Annotated in this window: 12 protein-coding genes, 1 tRNA gene and 2 pseudogenes; 2 read left to right on the forward strand and 13 right to left on the reverse strand. The window is 71.8% G+C overall.

From position 1 onward, the window contains the following. Positions 1–62: 62 nt before the first annotated feature. The 6 genes from BJF80_RS16500 to BJF80_RS16525 form a co-directional block, all read right to left on the reverse strand. Entirely contained in the window at positions 63–1,004 is a 942-nt protein-coding gene (locus tag BJF80_RS16500) for an amino acid ABC transporter permease (protein ID WP_075815301.1), read from the reverse strand. Then, complete coding sequence (locus tag BJF80_RS16505) at positions 1,001–1,684, reverse strand: amino acid ABC transporter permease (protein WP_075815303.1); 684 nt, start codon at positions 1,682–1,684, stop codon at positions 1,001–1,003. Before BJF80_RS16505 ends, BJF80_RS16500 begins: the two co-directional genes overlap by 4 nt. A gap of 80 nt (positions 1,685–1,764) precedes the next feature. Next, positions 1,765–2,637 carry a glutamate ABC transporter substrate-binding protein gene (locus tag BJF80_RS16510; RefSeq protein ID WP_022925585.1) on the reverse strand — a complete coding sequence of 291 codons (873 nt, stop codon included), beginning with the start codon at positions 2,635–2,637 and terminating at the stop codon, positions 1,765–1,767. Between the two features lie 24 nt (positions 2,638–2,661). Continuing rightward, a complete protein-coding gene (locus BJF80_RS16515; RefSeq protein WP_022925584.1) occupies positions 2,662–3,435 on the reverse strand; it encodes an amino acid ABC transporter ATP-binding protein in 774 nt (257 codons plus the stop codon). A 162-nt stretch (positions 3,436–3,597) separates the two neighbouring features. Beyond that, positions 3,598–3,671 (reverse strand) — tRNA-Ile (locus BJF80_RS16520). Between the two features lie 67 nt (positions 3,672–3,738). Continuing rightward, positions 3,739–4,158, reverse strand: a complete 420-nt coding sequence (locus tag BJF80_RS16525; protein WP_075815305.1) for a CBS domain-containing protein — start codon at positions 4,156–4,158, stop codon at positions 3,739–3,741. 227 nt (positions 4,159–4,385) lie between these two features. Here BJF80_RS16525 and BJF80_RS16530 point away from each other — a divergent pair, with 227 nt between their 5' ends. Continuing rightward, positions 4,386–4,889, forward strand: a complete 504-nt coding sequence (locus tag BJF80_RS16530; RefSeq protein ID WP_028131125.1) for a DUF3145 domain-containing protein — start codon at positions 4,386–4,388, stop codon at positions 4,887–4,889. A 41-nt stretch (positions 4,890–4,930) separates the two neighbouring features. On the opposite strand, the gene BJF80_RS16535 is transcribed toward BJF80_RS16530, so the two are convergent. From BJF80_RS16535 to BJF80_RS16560, 6 genes and pseudogenes are all read right to left on the reverse strand, one after another. Further along, the gene (locus BJF80_RS16535) at positions 4,931–6,052 is read right to left on the reverse strand and encodes a glycosyltransferase (RefSeq protein ID WP_075815307.1); all 1,122 of its coding nucleotides are present in this window, start codon (positions 6,050–6,052) and stop codon (positions 4,931–4,933) included. A gap of 29 nt (positions 6,053–6,081) precedes the next feature. Continuing rightward, a pseudogene (fabF, locus tag BJF80_RS16540) lies at positions 6,082–7,339 on the reverse strand (beta-ketoacyl-ACP synthase II). Between the two features lie 127 nt (positions 7,340–7,466). Then, on the reverse strand, positions 7,467–7,715 hold the full coding sequence (locus tag BJF80_RS16545; protein WP_022925579.1) for an acyl carrier protein: 249 nt from the start codon (positions 7,713–7,715) through the stop codon (positions 7,467–7,469). An 80-nt stretch (positions 7,716–7,795) separates the two neighbouring features. Next, positions 7,796–8,824: a beta-ketoacyl-ACP synthase III gene (locus BJF80_RS16550; protein WP_022925578.1), complete on the reverse strand. Its 1,029-nt coding sequence runs from the start codon at positions 8,822–8,824 to the stop codon at positions 7,796–7,798. Between the two features lie 47 nt (positions 8,825–8,871). Beyond that, positions 8,872–9,801 carry an ACP S-malonyltransferase gene (locus tag BJF80_RS16555; RefSeq protein ID WP_075815309.1) on the reverse strand — a complete coding sequence of 310 codons (930 nt, stop codon included), beginning with the start codon at positions 9,799–9,801 and terminating at the stop codon, positions 8,872–8,874. A gap of 136 nt (positions 9,802–9,937) precedes the next feature. Further along, positions 9,938–11,101, reverse strand: coding sequence for a PucR family transcriptional regulator (locus BJF80_RS16560; protein ID WP_075815311.1), 1,164 nt, complete (start codon positions 11,099–11,101; stop codon positions 9,938–9,940). A gap of 48 nt (positions 11,102–11,149) precedes the next feature. Here BJF80_RS16560 and BJF80_RS16565 point away from each other — a divergent pair. Beyond that, positions 11,150–12,142 (forward strand): annotated as a pseudogene (locus tag BJF80_RS16565) (glycerophosphodiester phosphodiesterase family protein); the annotation flags it as partial. A gap of 61 nt (positions 12,143–12,203) precedes the next feature. Here the strand turns inward: BJF80_RS16565 and aceE are convergent. Continuing rightward, a complete protein-coding gene (gene aceE, locus BJF80_RS16570) occupies positions 12,204–14,957 on the reverse strand; it encodes a pyruvate dehydrogenase (acetyl-transferring), homodimeric type (protein ID WP_075815313.1) in 2,754 nt (917 codons plus the stop codon). Positions 14,958–15,059: the final 102 nt, after the last annotated feature.

Raw genomic sequence — 15,059 nt, forward strand, 5'->3', positions numbered from 1 at the left:
TACATTCCGACCGCACATCTGATGTGTTATGTTCCCGCGCCCTGTGCGGGCGCGGCCGGGGGTCAGCCGCCGGCTCTGGCCTGGGCTCCGAGCGCGGCACCGGCCGCGCGCTGGCCGGCCTGTTCCTCGTCCTGGGTCTGGGCGTCGCCACCGGGGGTGGCGCGGCGCGTGCGCCGCTGGCGGCCCTCGATCCACTCGGCGAGCTTGGTGATCGCGTAGTTGATGAGGATGAAGATGACCGCGGCGACGAGGTAGGCGGCCAGGGTGTTGGCGTTGGCCGAGCCCAGCTGGCGCGTCCGGCTCAGCAGCTCCGGGTAGGTGATGATAGAGCCGAGCGCCGAGTCCTTGGTGATGACGACGATCTGGCTGATCAGCGCGGGGAGCATCGAGGTGAGGGCCTGCGGCACGAGGATTGAGCGGCGCACCTGGGCGGCGGACAGACCGATGGACAGCCCCGCCTCGCGCTGGCCGCCCGGCAGCGAGCCCACGCCGTTGCGGACGATCTCGCAGATGACCGAGGCGTTGTAGAGCACGAGTCCGACGACGACGGCGATGAAGGTCGCGTTGGCCCCGGTGAGCCCCAGGGAGTCCATGAGGCGGACCATCGTGGAGTTCTTCACCAGCATCTGCCACGTGAAGATCATCATGATGAGCACGGGGACGGCCCGGAAGAACTCGACGAAGACGCCGCTGGCCCACCGCACGGGGGCGATGTCCGACATGCGCAGCATGGCCAGGGCGATGCCGAACACCATGGACAGCACGACGGCCACCGCGGCCGCCTGCAGGGTGGCCAGCAGCCCGGGGAGGAGGTAGAAGGTCCAGGTGTTGCTCTCCAGGAACGGCGTCCACTTCGCGGCCTCGAACTGGCCCCTGGTGGCCATCCGGATGAGGACGAGCACCAGCAGGCCCAGGAGCACGAGGGTGCCCAGCACGCCGTAGAGGAGGTGGCGGGCCCGTGCCTTGGGCCCGGGGATGTCGAAGAGGACCTGCTGCGCGCTCATCGCTTCACCGCCAGCTTGGCGGAGAGCCAGCTCGTGCCGAGCCCGACCGGCAGGGTGAGGATGACGAAGCCGATGGCGACGATGAGGAAGATGAGGATGCCGGCGTCCGGGCGGAACTCCATCATGTTGCGCATCTGGTAGGCGATCTCCCGGTTGCCGATGGCCACCGCCACGGTGGTGTTCTTGATGAGGGCGATGAGCACGTTGCCGATGGGGGTGATGCCACCCCGGAACGCCTGGGGCAGGATCACCTCGCGCAGGCTCTGGCCGAAGCCGAGGCCGATGGAGCGAGCGGCCTCGCTCTGGCCCACAGGGATGGTGTTGACCCCGGAGCGGATCGCCTCGCAGATGAACGCCGCGTGGTAGACGGTCAGGCCCAGGACGGCGAGCCAGAAGTTGTTCTCGAGGATGAAGTTGGGGTTGTTTTCGCGAGGCACGAACTCGATCCCCAGCTGCAGCCACAGGCCGAGGTTGGCGAAGACGATGATGAGGGTCAGCGGGGTGTTGCGCAGGAGCGTGACGTAGGTGGCGCCGAACCAGTTGAGCACCGACACCGGAGCCAGGCGCAGGATCGCCACGACGGTCCCCAGGACCAGCGCCAGCACGAAGGACACGGCCGCGAGCCTGATGTTGAGCCAGAACGCCCCGATGACGTTGAACTGCTCGATGAGCTCCAGCACGGGCTGCTCCCTCCAGCGTGGTGGCTGCGCCGGGGCCGCGTGGGCCCCGGCGCAGCGAGACGGGTCAGTCAGTCAGGCACTCAGGCGCAGTGACCGCCGGCCTCCGGCGGGTTGAGGTCGGCGTTGGGGGTGTAGTCCGCCGCGCCCAGGTTGTCCTCGATGATCTGGTCCATGGTGCCGTCCTCCCACAGGCCGTTGAGGATCTCGTTGATCTCCTCACACTGGTCGGAGCCCTGCGGCAGGCCGACGCCGTAGTTCTCCTCGGAGAAGGTGTTGCCGACGACCTTGAACTGGCCGGCGTACTCGTCCTGGGCGGCGAAGCCGGCGAGGATCGTGTCGTCGGTCGTGAGGGCGCCGATCTGGCCGGAGGCCATGGCCTCCATGCACTCGGAGTAGCTGCCGTACTCCTGCAGCGCCACGCCGTACTCCTCGTTGACCCGGGCGGCCGAGGTCGACCCGGTCACCGAGCACAGGATGGCGTCGCCCATGGAGTCCGGGCCCTCGATGTCGCTGTCGGTCGGCACCAGGAGGTCCTGGCCGGCGACGAAGTACGGACCGGCGAACTGCACCCGCTCCTTGCGCTCGTCGGTGATCGAGTAGGTGGCGAAGATCATGTCGACCTGGTCGGACTCCAGCAGGTCCTCGCGCTGGGCGGAGATCGCCTCCTTCCACTCGATCTGGTCCTCGGTGTAGCCGAGCTCCTCGGCGACCGCCTTGGCGACGTCGACGTCCATACCGGTCGGGTCGCCGCCCTCGTTGAGGCCGAGGCCCGGCTGGTCGAACTTGATGCCGATGGTGACGGTCTCGCCGTCGGTGCCGCCCTCAGCCGCACTCTCCTCGCTGGACTCGCCGCCGCCGGCGTCGGCCTCGCCCCCGTCGTCACCGCCGCAGGCGGCGAGGGTCAGGGAGGCGGCGGCCGCGAGCGCGGCGATCCGGAAGGTGGTGGAACGCATGGGATCTCCTTGTGTCGTTGCTGGTCAGTGGGTCAGTAGTTTGCCGAGGAAGTCCTTGGCACGGTCGGACTTCGGGTGGGTGAAGAACTCCTCCGGGGTGTTCTCCTCGACGATGGCTCCGTCGGACATGAAGACGACGCGGTCGGCGGCCTTGCGGGCGAAGCCCATCTCGTGGGTGACGACGATCATCGTCATCCCGCTTTTGGCCAGGCTGGTCATGACGTCCAGGACCTCGTTGATCATCTCCGGGTCCAGCGCCGAGGTCGGCTCGTCGAAGAGCATCACGGTGGGTTCCATCGCCAGCGATCGGGCGATCGCGACGCGCTGCTGCTGGCCGCCGGAGAGCTGGGCGGGGTACTTGTCCGCCTGGTGGTCCACGCCGACGCGCTCGAGCAGCTCCATGGCGCGGGCCTTGGCCTCGGCGCCCTTCTTCTTGCGCACCTTGATCGGCCCCATCGTGACGTTCTCGAGGATCGTCTTGTGGCTGAAGAGGTTGAAGCTCTGGAAGACCATGCCCACGTCGGCCCGCAGCTTGGCCAGCGCCTTGCCCTCGCTGGGCAGCTCGTCGTCGTGGATGGTGATCGTGCCGGACTCGTAGGACTCCAGCCGGTTGATGGTGCGGCACAGCGTCGACTTGCCCGAGCCCGAGGGCCCGATGACGACGACCACCTCACCTTCGTGCACGGTCAGGTTGATGTCCTGGAGCACGTGCAGGTCGCCGAAGTGTTTGTTGACGTCCTTGAGCACGACCAAGGGTGCGCCCAGGCCGGAGCCGGGCGACTCACGGGAGTCGGTCATGTCGCGCACCCTAGACGGGCCTGCCCCTGAAGATGGGCAACTCGCGGTGGTTGTCACCGCATTGTGACCTTCGGCCGTCCCCGACCTGGACGAGGTTGTGCACCGGAAACCGGGTCGACAGGGCTGCGTGACATGCACATCCTTGCCCAGGTCGGCCGCCGGTGGGCCAGGTGGGGCTTGAACCCACGACCGACGGATTATGAGTCCGCTGCTCTGACCGGCTGAGCTACTGGCCCTTCGGCTGGTCAGTCTAGGTGGGCGGGGGAGCGGGTCGGCACGCGCGGTGGCCCTCACCCGCCGGGCTCACTGCCGCAGGTAGGACTCCAGGTGGTCGCGCTCGGCCTCGAGCGCGTCGAGCCGGGCCTTGACGACGTCGCCGATCGAGACGATCCCCTCGAGCCGGCCGTCCTGGACGACGGGCAGGTGCCGGAAGCGGCCTTGCGTCATCGTGGTGGCCAGGTGGGTGAGGTCGTCGTCCATGGTGCAGGTCTGCACCGAGGTCGTCATGAGCTCGCTGAGCGCGGCCCCGCTCCCGGCGCCGCCGCGCAGGTGGTGGACGACGTCGCGCTCGGAGACGATGCCGGCCACGTCCTCGCCGTCCAGCACCACGACGGCACCGATCTTGTGGTCGTCGAGCACCTCGAGCAGCTCGGCGAGCGTGGCCGTGGCGGGCAGGGTGGCGACCGTGCTGCCCTTCTTCTTGATGAGGTCCGCGACGCGCATGGCGTGAAACTAGCAGACGGCTGACGTCGCGTCACCCGTTCTGACGCGGTGCTCCTGTGACGGGTGGGACGACACGAATCTGCCGATGCACTTGCTCCTGCGGTGACGAGAGAGCATGATGGGGCTCAGCACGCGGTCTACGTGCGTATGTTGCTGGTCGCCGCCGGTGGTCGAGGTCGTTGGGGAAGATGTCCCTCACCACACAGGAGGCCAGGATGTCCGCTGTCATGCCACGAGTCATGACTCGCGGGGTGGTGTTTATTCACTCCACCCCGACCGCGTTGTGCCCGCACATCGCCTGGGCGATCGAGGGTGTCCTCGACACCCGGGTCTCGCTGGACTGGGTCACCCAGCCTGCCGAGCCGGGCACCATGCGCACCGAGTTCGCCTGGACCGGCGAGGCCGGCACCGGTGCTACCATCGCCAGCGCCATGCGCGGCTGGGACGGCCTGCGTTACGAGGTCGTCGAGGAAGCCAGCCGCGGGAGCGACGGCGTGCGGTGGACGCACACCCCGGGCCTGGGGCTGCACACCGCCCGGTTGTCCGCCAACGGCGACGTCGTCGTCAACGAGGACCGTCTCCGGACCATCATGGAGTCCGCCGCCGGGTCGGCCGCCACGCTGACCGCGGAGCTGGACCGGGCGCTCGGGGCGGCGTGGGACGCCGAGCTCGAGACCTACCGGCACGCCGGAGAGGGAGCACCCGCCACCTGGTTGCACAAGGTCGGCTGACGACGGACCGGCGCGGCCGCCTGTGAGGCAGCGCCGTCCCCTCAGTCGCGCGGTCCAGCCCGCCCCGCCGCCACCGCCGCGTGGACGTCGAGCATCCGACCTGCGCTCACCGGCCAGCTGAACCGCTCCGCCGCCGCCCGGGCCCGCGCCCGCGCGTGCCGCCGCCGCAGCAGCTCCTCGACGCCGTCCGCGAAGGCCGCGGGCGTCGAGGGCTTCACCACGCCCCCGTCGCCGACGACCTCGTGCAGCGCGCCCTCGTCGCAGCACACGACCGGTATGCCGCAGGCCAGGATCTCCAGCGCCGCGAGCCCGAAGGTCTCCAGCGGCCCCGGCGAGATCGCCAGGTCGGCGCGACCCAGTTCGGCCGCCAGCTCACGGCGGTCGGTGATGTAGGAGTGGAAGGTCACCGGCAGGTTCCGCGCCCGCGCGACGAGCTCGTCCAGCATCGGCCCGGCGCCGAAGACGGTGAGCTCCACCTCGTGCCCGCGGCGCACCAGCTCGCGGACCGTCTCGATGGACAGCGCCGGGTTCTTCTCCCGGGAGAGCCGGCTGCAGTGGGCGAGCCGGATCGGCCCGTCCTGTCCCGGGACTGGCCCGTCGGTGAGCTCGCGCACCGGGGTGAAGACGTCGACGTCGACCCCCAGCGGCACCACCTCCGCGGCCAGCCCGTTGCGGTGGAACTCCTCGGCGGCGAAGCGGCTCGGGCACACGATGGCGTCGTAGTCGTGCGCGCTGAGCCGGTTGATGACGTCGGCCGCCCAGTGCGAGGGCCGCTCGGGCACCGGGGTGCGGCGCACCATGATGCCCGTCATGTTCTCGTGGCTGATCATCACCGAGCCGATGCCCCGGCGCCGGGCCCAGCGGCCCATCCACCGGGTCGTCGACCGGTCGGACACCTCGAGGGCGTCCGGGGCGATCGCGTCCATGAGCCGCGCCAGTCCGACCCGGCTCCACATGAGGGAGTAGCCGGTGCCCGGCACCGGTCGCGCCGGCACGCGGTAGACCAGCCCCTGCTCCTCCTCGGAGATCTCCGGGCCCGGCCCCGGGATGATGAGCGAGGCCCGGTGCCCGGCCTGCTGGTAGAGCTGGCCCCAGTGCCGCAGCGCGGTCTTGATGCCGCCGGAGGTGGGGCTGACGAAGTTGGCGACGCGCAGGATGTGCATGACGCGGGCCGCCTATGCCGCCAGGGCGCTCAGGACGCCGAGGTGAAGGTCAGCGCAACGTTGACACCGCCGAAGCCGAAGGCGTTGTTGAGGGCCGCGACCTGACCCTCCGGCAGCGCCCGCGGCCCGCCGGTGACCACGTCGAGGTCGATCTCCGGGTCCTGCTCGTCGAGGTTGATCGTCGCCGGCACCTGTCGGTGGTGCAGCGACATCACCGTCAGGACCGCCTCCAGCGCTCCGGCCGCGCCGAGCAGGTGGCCGGTCATCGACTTGGTCGCGGTCACCGCGATGTCGGAGGTATGCCCGCCGAAGGCCCGGTGGATCGCCTTGGTCTCGGCGACGTCGCCGACCGGGGTCGAGGTGGCGTGCGCGTTGATGTGGGCGATGTCGCCGGTGGCCAGACCCGCGTCGCGACGGCCTCCTCCATGGCCCGCGCGGCGCCGGCGCGTCGGGCTCGCCCGCGGTGATGTGGTAGGCGTCGGAGGACATGCCGACGCCGTCGAGGTAGGCGTAGATCCGCGCCCCACGTGCCCGGGCGTGCTCCTCGGCCTCGAGCACCATGACGCCGGCACCCTCGCCCATGACGAAGCCGTCGCGGCCCACGTCGTAGGGGCGCGAGGCCGCCTGCGGGTCGTCGTTGCGCCCCGAGAGGGCGGTCATGGCGGCGAAGGCGGCGATGCAGACCGGGTGGATCGCCGCCTCGGTGCCCCCGGCGACCATCATGTCGGCGCGGCCGGTGCGGATCATGTTGAGGGCCAGGCCCATCCCCTCGGCGCCCGAGGCGCACGCGCTCACCGGGCAGTGCGCGCCGGCGCGGGCGGACAGGTCGAGCGAGACCGCGGCCGCCGGGCCGTTGGGCATGAGCATGGGGACGGTGAGCGGGAAGACCCGGCGCGGGCCCTTCTCCTTGAGCACGTCCCACTGGCTGAGCAGCGTGTGCACGCCGCCGATGCCGGAGCCGATGGCGACGCCGAGTCGCTCCGGCTCCAGCTCCGGGGCGCCGGCGTCGGCCCACGCCTCCCGCGCGGCGATGAGCGCATACTGCCCGGAGGGGTCGTTGCGCCGCACCTCGACCTTGGCCAGCGTCTCCAGCGGGTCGGTGTGGATGGCCCCGGCGAAGGTCACCGGCAGCTCGTGCTCGGCGACCCAGTCCTGGGTCAGCGTGTCGATGCCCGAGCGCCCGGCGGTGATGGCCTCCCAGGTCTGCGGTGCGGTGCCGCCGACGGGCGTCGTCGCGCCGAGGCCGGTCACGACGACGCGGCGCGAGGTCTGGGTGGTGTCGGTCATGGGCGGCGGCCTCCTGGGTTGCTCGGCGGTCGAGAAGGATGGTGGCGGCTACCTCGAGGGTGTGCCGCGGGCTGGCCGACCCGGCGGCGCCGTCCTGGGCGACGCCGGGTCGGGCGGGTCGGTCCGGTCAGCCCTGGTTGTTGGCGATGTAGGACACCGCGTCCTTGACGTGCGTGAGGTTCTTGACCTCGTCGTCGGGGATGCGGACGCCGAACTTGTCCTCGGCGTTGACGACGATCGTCATCATCGAGAGGGAGTCGATGTCGAGGTCCTCGGTGAAGGACTTGTCCATCTGGACCTCCTCGGCCTCCAGCCCGGTCTCCTCGTTGACGATCTCGGCCAGACCCTCGAGGATCTCCTGCTCGCTGCGTGCCATGTGCTTCCTCCTAGCGTTGGGACCATTGCCGACCCGGATCGTTGCTCACCCGCCGGGCCACGGGAGTCAGTGTGCCGCGCTCAGGGCATCTCCACGACCTGGGCGGCGTAGACCAGCCCGGCGCCGAAGCCGATCTGCAGCGCCAGGCCGCCGTGCGGCGCCTCGCCCTCGTCGAGCATGCGGCTCATCGCCAGCGGGATGGACGCGGCCGAGGTGTTGCCGGTCTCGGCGATGTCCCGGGCGACCGGGACGTGCGGCGGCAGGTCGAGCGCCTTGACCATCGCGTCCGTGATCCGCATGTTGGCCTGGTGCGGGACGAAGGCGGCGAGGTCCGCCGGCGTGATGCCCGCGGCCTCGACCGCCTGCTGCGCCACCGGGGCCATCGAGAAGACGGCCCAGCGGAAGACGGTCTGCCCCTGCATGACGAAGGCCGGCCAGGCGATCCCGGCCTCGCGGCCCTCCGCCTCCATCTCGGGCCGCAGGTCGGTCCACGACTCGCGCTGGGTGATCGCGTCGGCGCGGTCGCCGAGGCTGCCCCAGACCGTGGGCCCGATGCCGGGGCGGTCCGAGACGCCCACGACCGCCGCGCCCGCGCCGTCGCCGAAGATGAAGGCCGACCCGCGGTCGTGCTTGTCGGTGAAGTCGGAGAGCTTCTCGACCCCGACGACCAGGACGGTGTCGGCGGTCCCCGCCCGGACCATGTCGTTGGCCAGGCTGATGGCGTAGCAGTAGCCCGCGCAGGCGGCGGAGAGGTCCATCGCCGCCGGGTCCTCGATGCCCAGCCGGTGCGCCAGGATCGGGGCGGCCGCGGGCGTCTGCAGCGGGTGGGTGACGGTCGCCATGAGCACCGCGTCCACCTGGCCCGGCTCGAGCCCGGCCCGGTCCAGCGCCTGACGCGAGGCGGCCTCGGCCATGTCGACGACACTCTCGTCGTCCCGCGCGAAGCGCCGGGTGACGATGCCCGAGCGCTGCCGGATCCACTCGTCGCTGGACTCGATGAACTGCAGGATCTCCTCGTTGGTGACCACCCGCTCGGGGCGGTAGCCGCCCAGGCCGAGGATGCGGGCGTGGCGCAGCGTGGTCGGGGCCGACAGGGTGGGGGTGCTCACGGTCGGATCCTCCTGGGTAGGCGTGGTGGGGCGGGCGGTCGTGGTGCTCAGGCGGCGCCGTGCTCGCGGACCATGCGGGCCGCGGCCTCGAGGTCGTCGGGGGTCCTGAGCGCCAGGGTCTCGACCCCGCGCATACCCCGCTTGGCGAGACCGACCAGCGTGCCCGCCGGCGGCAGCTCGATCAGCCCGGTGACCCCCATGTCGAGGAAGGCCTCCATGGTGAGGTCCCAGCGGACCGGCCCGGCGACCTGGGCGACGAGGCGGCGCAGCACCTCGGTGCCGTCGGCGACGACCCGGCCGTCGGCGTTGGACAGCAGCGGGATGCGCGGGTCCTGCGGGCGCAGCGTCTCCGCGTGCCGGGTGAGGCGGTCGGCGGCGGGCTGCATGTGGTGGGTGTGGAAGGCGCCGGCGACCGGCAGCGGGATCACCCGGGCACGGTGCGGGGCGTCCTGCTCCAGGGCGGCGAGCTGGTCGGTCGTCCCGGCGGCGACCACCTGGCCGGCGCCGTTCATGTTGGCGGGGGTCAGGCCGTGGCGCTCCAGGACCTCGGCGACCTCGTCGGGGTCGCCGCCGACCACGGCCGCCATGCCGGTGGGGGTGAGGGCGGCCGCCTCGGCCATCCCCAGCCCGCGCTCGCGGACGAAGCCGACGGCGTCGTCGGGGGTGAGGACCCCCGCGATCGCCGCGGCGGTGATCTCCCCGACGGAGTGGCCGGCGGTGGCCGAGACGTGCCGGGGGAGGTCCTCGCCCTCCAGCACGAGCGGCAGCGTGGCCAGGCCGGCGCTGACGATGAGCGGCTGGGCGACCGCGGTGTCCTTGATGGTCTCCGCGTCCGAGGTGGTGCCGTGGGTGACGAGGTCGAGCGAGGCCGCGGCGGCCAGCGCGTCGACCCGCCCCCGCACGGAGGGCTCCTCGAGCCAGGGGGCGAGGAAGCCGGGGGTCTGAGAGCCCTGTCCGGGCGCGACGATGACGAGCACGCCCCTACTCTGCCGGTGAGACCCTCCATCGGGCGACACCAATACGCACGATGATCGGGGTCCTTCGTTGTGCACATCCTCCAAATCCCCACCGACCGACACACGGGGTGTCGGGTCGGCTCTCGACGGGGGTGGGTCAGCGGCCGCCGCGCCACAGGCGCGGGCCGCTGCCCATGCGGCCGAGGGCCAGGGCGACCTGCAGGACCCAGGCGTCGCGCGCGGTGTGCGGGTCGAGCCCGACGACCTCGCCGACCCGGCGCAGCCGGTAGCGCACCGTGTTGGGGTGCAGGAAGAGCAGCCGGGCGGTGGCCTCCAGCACCATCCCCTGGTCGAGGTAGGCCTGGACCGTGTCGAGCAGCGCCGAGGGGTGGTCTCGGAGCGGGACGTAGACCCGGTCCACGAGGACGCGTCGCGCCGGCCCCTCGCCGAGCAGCGCCCGCTCCGGGAGCAGCTCGTCCGCCGCCACCGGCCGGGGCGCGCCGGTCCACGCCGGTGCGGCGTCGACCCCGGAGAGCGCGGCCCGGGCGCTGCGCCCGGCGGCGAAGAGGTGCGGCACGCGGGGCCCGACCACGACCGGGCCCTCGCCGAAGGAGTCCACGAGCCGCAGCGCGTCGGCCGCGGGGTCGGTCGTCCCCCCGAGGACGCAGACCAGGCGCCGGTCGTGACCGGCCGCCAGGCACCGCAGGCCGAGCGCCCCGGCCGCCGCCCGCAGCTCCGCGACGACGGGCGTGGGGTCGCCGGCGGGCAGGACCCCCGCGACGACCGCCACGTCGCTCACGGCCTCCCACCCCAGCTCGGCGGCCCGCGAGGCCATCGCGTCGTTGGCCTCGCCACGCACCACCGCGTGCACCACCAGGGTCTCCAGCCGGGTGTCCCAGCCGCCGCGGTGGTCGGCGGAGCGGGCATACAGCTCGGCGGCGGCGAAGGCGATGTCCCGCGCGTAGCGCAGCACCGCCTCGCGCAGCGCCGGCGCCTCCTGCGCCGTCACCAGCTCGGGCACCGCGTCCTCCACGGTCGCGATGGCGGTGCGCGCGAGGTCGAGCGTCTGCGCCAGGGTGATCGTGCCCGCCAGGCTGGGCGGCGCGGCGGCGAAGACCTGCCCCGGCGGGTCGGTGCGGGCGCCGTCGGCATACCAGTCCAGCAGCGCCGAGATCCCCGCCTGGGCGACGAGCCCGACCCAGGACCGGTCCGCGGCGCCGAGCTCGCGGAACCACTGGTGCTCGGCCTCCATCCGCCCGGTGGCACGGGTGGCGAGCTCGCCCGCGCGGCGGGGCAGGCTCTCTCGTGTGGACGGGGGCACCGCGCGAGCCTAGCGCCGCGTGCTCGCCCGATGGGACAGGATCGGGGTATGCCGACCACCGCACCCCTCGTCCTCGGTCACCGCGGCGCCAGCGGCTACCTCCCCGAGCACACCCTCGCGGCCTACGAGCTCGCGGCCCGGCAGGGTGCCGACCACCTGGAGCTGGACCTCGTGCCGACCCGGGACGGCGTGCTGGTGGCCCGGCACGAGAACGACATCTGGGGCACCACCGACGTCGCCGACCACCCCGAGCTCGCCGCCCGCCGACGCCGGGCGGTGGTCGACGGCAAGGAGGTCGACGGGGTCTTCACCGAGGACCTCACCCTGGAGGAGCTGCGCACGGTCCGTGCCCGCGAGCGACTGCCCGCGCTGCGCGGCACCGAGCACGACGGTGAGTGGCCGGTGCCGACCTTCGCCGAGATCATCGAGCTGCGCGCGCGGCTGAGCGACGAGCTCGGCCGGCGGATCGGGCTCTACGTCGAGCTCAAGCACCCCACCCACCTCGCGGCGGCCGGCCTGCCGCTGGAGGAGCGGATGCTGGCCGACCTGGAGGCCGGCGGTCTGCTGGGGGAGGAGGGCCGTGAGGCGGTGTGGGTGCAGTGCTTCGAGCCGGGGAGCCTGCGCACCCTGCGGGAGCGGCTGGGGTCACCGCTGCGGCAGGTGCTCCTGGCCACCGCCTTCGACGACGTGCCGGCCGACCTCGTGGCGGCCGGCGAGCGGCGCACGTATGCGGAGCTGCTGTCGCCGGAGGGGTTGCGCGGTCTCGAGGGCGTCCTCACCGGCGTGGGCCCGAGCAGGACGATGGTGCTGCCCCGGACGCCGGAGGGCGCGCTGGGGGAGCCGACCTCGCTCGTCGCGGACGCGCATACGGCTGGGCTGGTCGTCCACGCGTGGACCTTCCGCGCGGAGAACCGCTTCCTGCCGACGCCGCTGCGCAGCACCGGACCGGACGGCTCACCGGGGCCGGACCGCCAGCACGGCGACCTGGCCGCGGAGGTGCGGGCGCACCTGGCGGCCGGGGTGGACGGCATCTTCACCGACCATCCCGACCTCGTGGTGCAGGCGGTGCGCGACCCCAGGGCCTCGGGGGCTGAGCGCAGCCTCAGGCGTCGCCGCCGACGTTGCCGGACGTGCCGGCCGTCACGTCGAGCAGGCGGTACTTCTCCGCCGCGTCCTTGGCGACCTGCGGGTCGATCTCGCCGCGGTCGGCGAGCATCTGCAGCGCCTTGACCGCCATCGACGGGCCGTCGATGTGGAAGAACCGGCGGGCCGCGGCCCGGGTGTCGGCGAAGCCGAAGCCGTCGGCACCGAGGGAGTAGTAGTCCTCCGGCACCCACGGGGCGATCTGGTCCTGCACCGCCCGCATGTAGTCGCTCGTCGCGATGACCGGCCCGGTGCCCTCGGACAGGCGACGGGTGACGTAGGGGACCCGGCGCTCGGCGTCGGGGTCCAGGAAGGCGTCCTCGTCGCAGGACATCGCCTCGCGCCGCAGCTGCGACCACGAGGTGACCGACCACACGTCGGAGGTCACGCCCCAGTCCTCGCGGAGCAGCTCGGCTGCCTCCAGCGCCCACGGCACCCCGACGCCCGAGGCGAGCAGCCGCACGTGCTTGCCCTCCTGCGGCTCGTCCGCGGCGATCCGGTGCATCCCGGCGACGATGCCCTCGGCGTCGACGTCCTCGGGCTGGGCCGGCTGCTGCATCGGCTCGTTGTAGACGGTGAGGTAGTAGATGAGCTCCTCGGGGTTCTCGCCGTACATCCGCTCCAGCGCGTCGGGGAGGATGTGCGCCAGCTCGTAGGCGTAGGCCGGGTCGTAGGAGACCACCGCCGGGTTGGTCGAGGCGAGCAGCGGGGAGTGGCCGTCGGCGTGCTGCAGCCCCTCTCCGGTGAGCGTCGTCCGGCCCGCGGTCGCGCCGATCATGAAGCCCTTGGCGAGCTGGTCGGCCGCGGCCCAGATGCCGTCGCCGGTGCGCTGGAAGCCGAACATCGAATAGAAGATGTAGAACGGCACCATCGGCACCTGGTGGGTGTCGTAGGACGTGCCGGCCGCGCTGAAGGCGGCCACCGACCCGGCCTCGTTGATCCCGACGTGCAGGATCTGGCCCTGCTCGGACTCCTTGTAGGCGAGCATGAGGTCGGCGTCGACCGAGGTGTAGTTCTGCCCGTGGACGTTGTAGATCTTGGCCGTCGGGAAGAAGCTGTCCATCCCGAAGGTGCGGGCCTCGTCGGGGATGATCGGCACGATGTGCTTGCCGAACTCCTTGTCGCGCATCCACTCCTTGAAGATGCGGACCAGGGCCATGGTCGTGGCGACCTCCTGCTTGCCCGACCCCTTCTTGGCCACGTCGTAGACCTTCTCCGCCGGCAGCGGGAGCGCCGTGCGGGCGGGCTCCCGCTTGGGCAGGTAGCCGCCGAGGACGCGGCGCCGCTCCTGGAGGTACTGGATCGCCTCGTCGTCCTGACCCGGGTGGTAGTAGGGCGGGGCGTAGGGGTCGGCCTCGAGCTGCTCGTCGGTGATCGGGATCTTGAGGCTGTCGCGGAAGGCCTTGAGGTCGTCCAGGCTGAGCTTCTTCATCTGGTGGGTGGCGTTGCGACCGGCGAAGCGGGTGCCCAGCGAGTAGCCCTTGATGGTGTGCGCCAGGATGACCGTCGGCTGGCCGGTGTGGTTCATCGCGGCCTGGTAGGCGGCGAAGACCTTGTGGTAGTCGTGGCCGCCGCGCTTGAGCCGCCACCAGATGTCCTCGTCGCTCCAGTCCTTGACCAGCTCCTTGGTGCGCGGGTCGCGCCCGAAGAAGTGGTCTCGGATCCAGGCGCCGTCGTTGGCGCGGAAGGTCTGGAAGTCACCGTCCGGCGTGGTGTTCATGAGGTTGACGAGGGCGCCGGAGGTGTCGTTCTCGATGAGGTCGTCCCAGCCGCGGCCCCACAGCACCTTGATGACGTTCCACCCGGCGCCGCGGAAGAAGCTCTCCAGCTCCTGCACGATCTTGCCGTTGCCGCGCACCGGGCCGTCCAGCCGCTGCAGGTTGCAGTTGACCACGAAGGTGAGGTTGTCCAGCTCGTCGTTGGCGGCCACCTGCAGCAGGCCGCGCGACTCCGGCTCGTCCATCTCGCCGTCGCCGAGGAAGGCCCAGACGTGCTGCTGGCTGGTGTCCTTGAGGCCGCGGTTGTGGAGGTACTTGTTGAACGACGCCTGGTAGATCGCGTTCATCGGCCCGATGCCCATCGAGACCGTCGGGAACTGCCAGAAGTCGGGCATCGAGCGCGGGTGCGGGTAGGAGGGGATGGTCCGGACGTCGTCGCGCAGGCCCTTGCTCTTCTCCTGCCGGAAGCCGTCCAGGTCGGTCTCGGTGAGCCGACCCTCCATGAAGGCCCGGGCGTAGATGCCGGGGGAGGCGTGGCCCTGGAAGAAGATCTGGTCACCGCCGCCCTCGTGGTCGCGCCCGCGCCAGAAGTGGTTGAAGCCGACCTCGGTCAGGGTGGCCTGCGAGGCATACGTGGAGATGTGCCCGCCGACGGAGATGTCCGGGTGCTGGGCGCGGTGCACCATGACCGCGGCGTTCCAGCGGATCCAGGCGCGGTAGCGCCGCTCCATGTCCTCATCGCCCGGGAAGGTCGCCTCCTGCTCCGGGGTGATGGTGTTGATGTAGTCCGTGGTCGTGAGGGAGGGGATCCCCACCTGCGAGTCGCGCGCGCGCTCCAGCATCCGGAGCATGAGGTAGCGAGCACGCTGCCGGCCGCCGCTGTCGATCGCCGCGTCCAGCGAGTCCAGCCACTCCTGCGTCTCCTCGGGGTCCGAGTCCGGGACCTGGGTCGGGAGGCCGTTCAAGATAGGGCCAGTGGAGCGCTCCTGCGTCATCAGGGTTGATCCTTCCTCAAGGGGTGACCGCTCCAGTCTGTCACGACCGCTGACGTGGCGTCCGCCGCCCGGGTGCGGGCTGCCTTTGCCTCACGCCGGGCC

The organism is Serinicoccus sp. CUA-874, assembly GCF_001942225.1.
In the GTDB taxonomy this organism is placed as follows: domain Bacteria; phylum Actinomycetota; class Actinomycetes; order Actinomycetales; family Dermatophilaceae; genus Ornithinicoccus; species Ornithinicoccus marinus.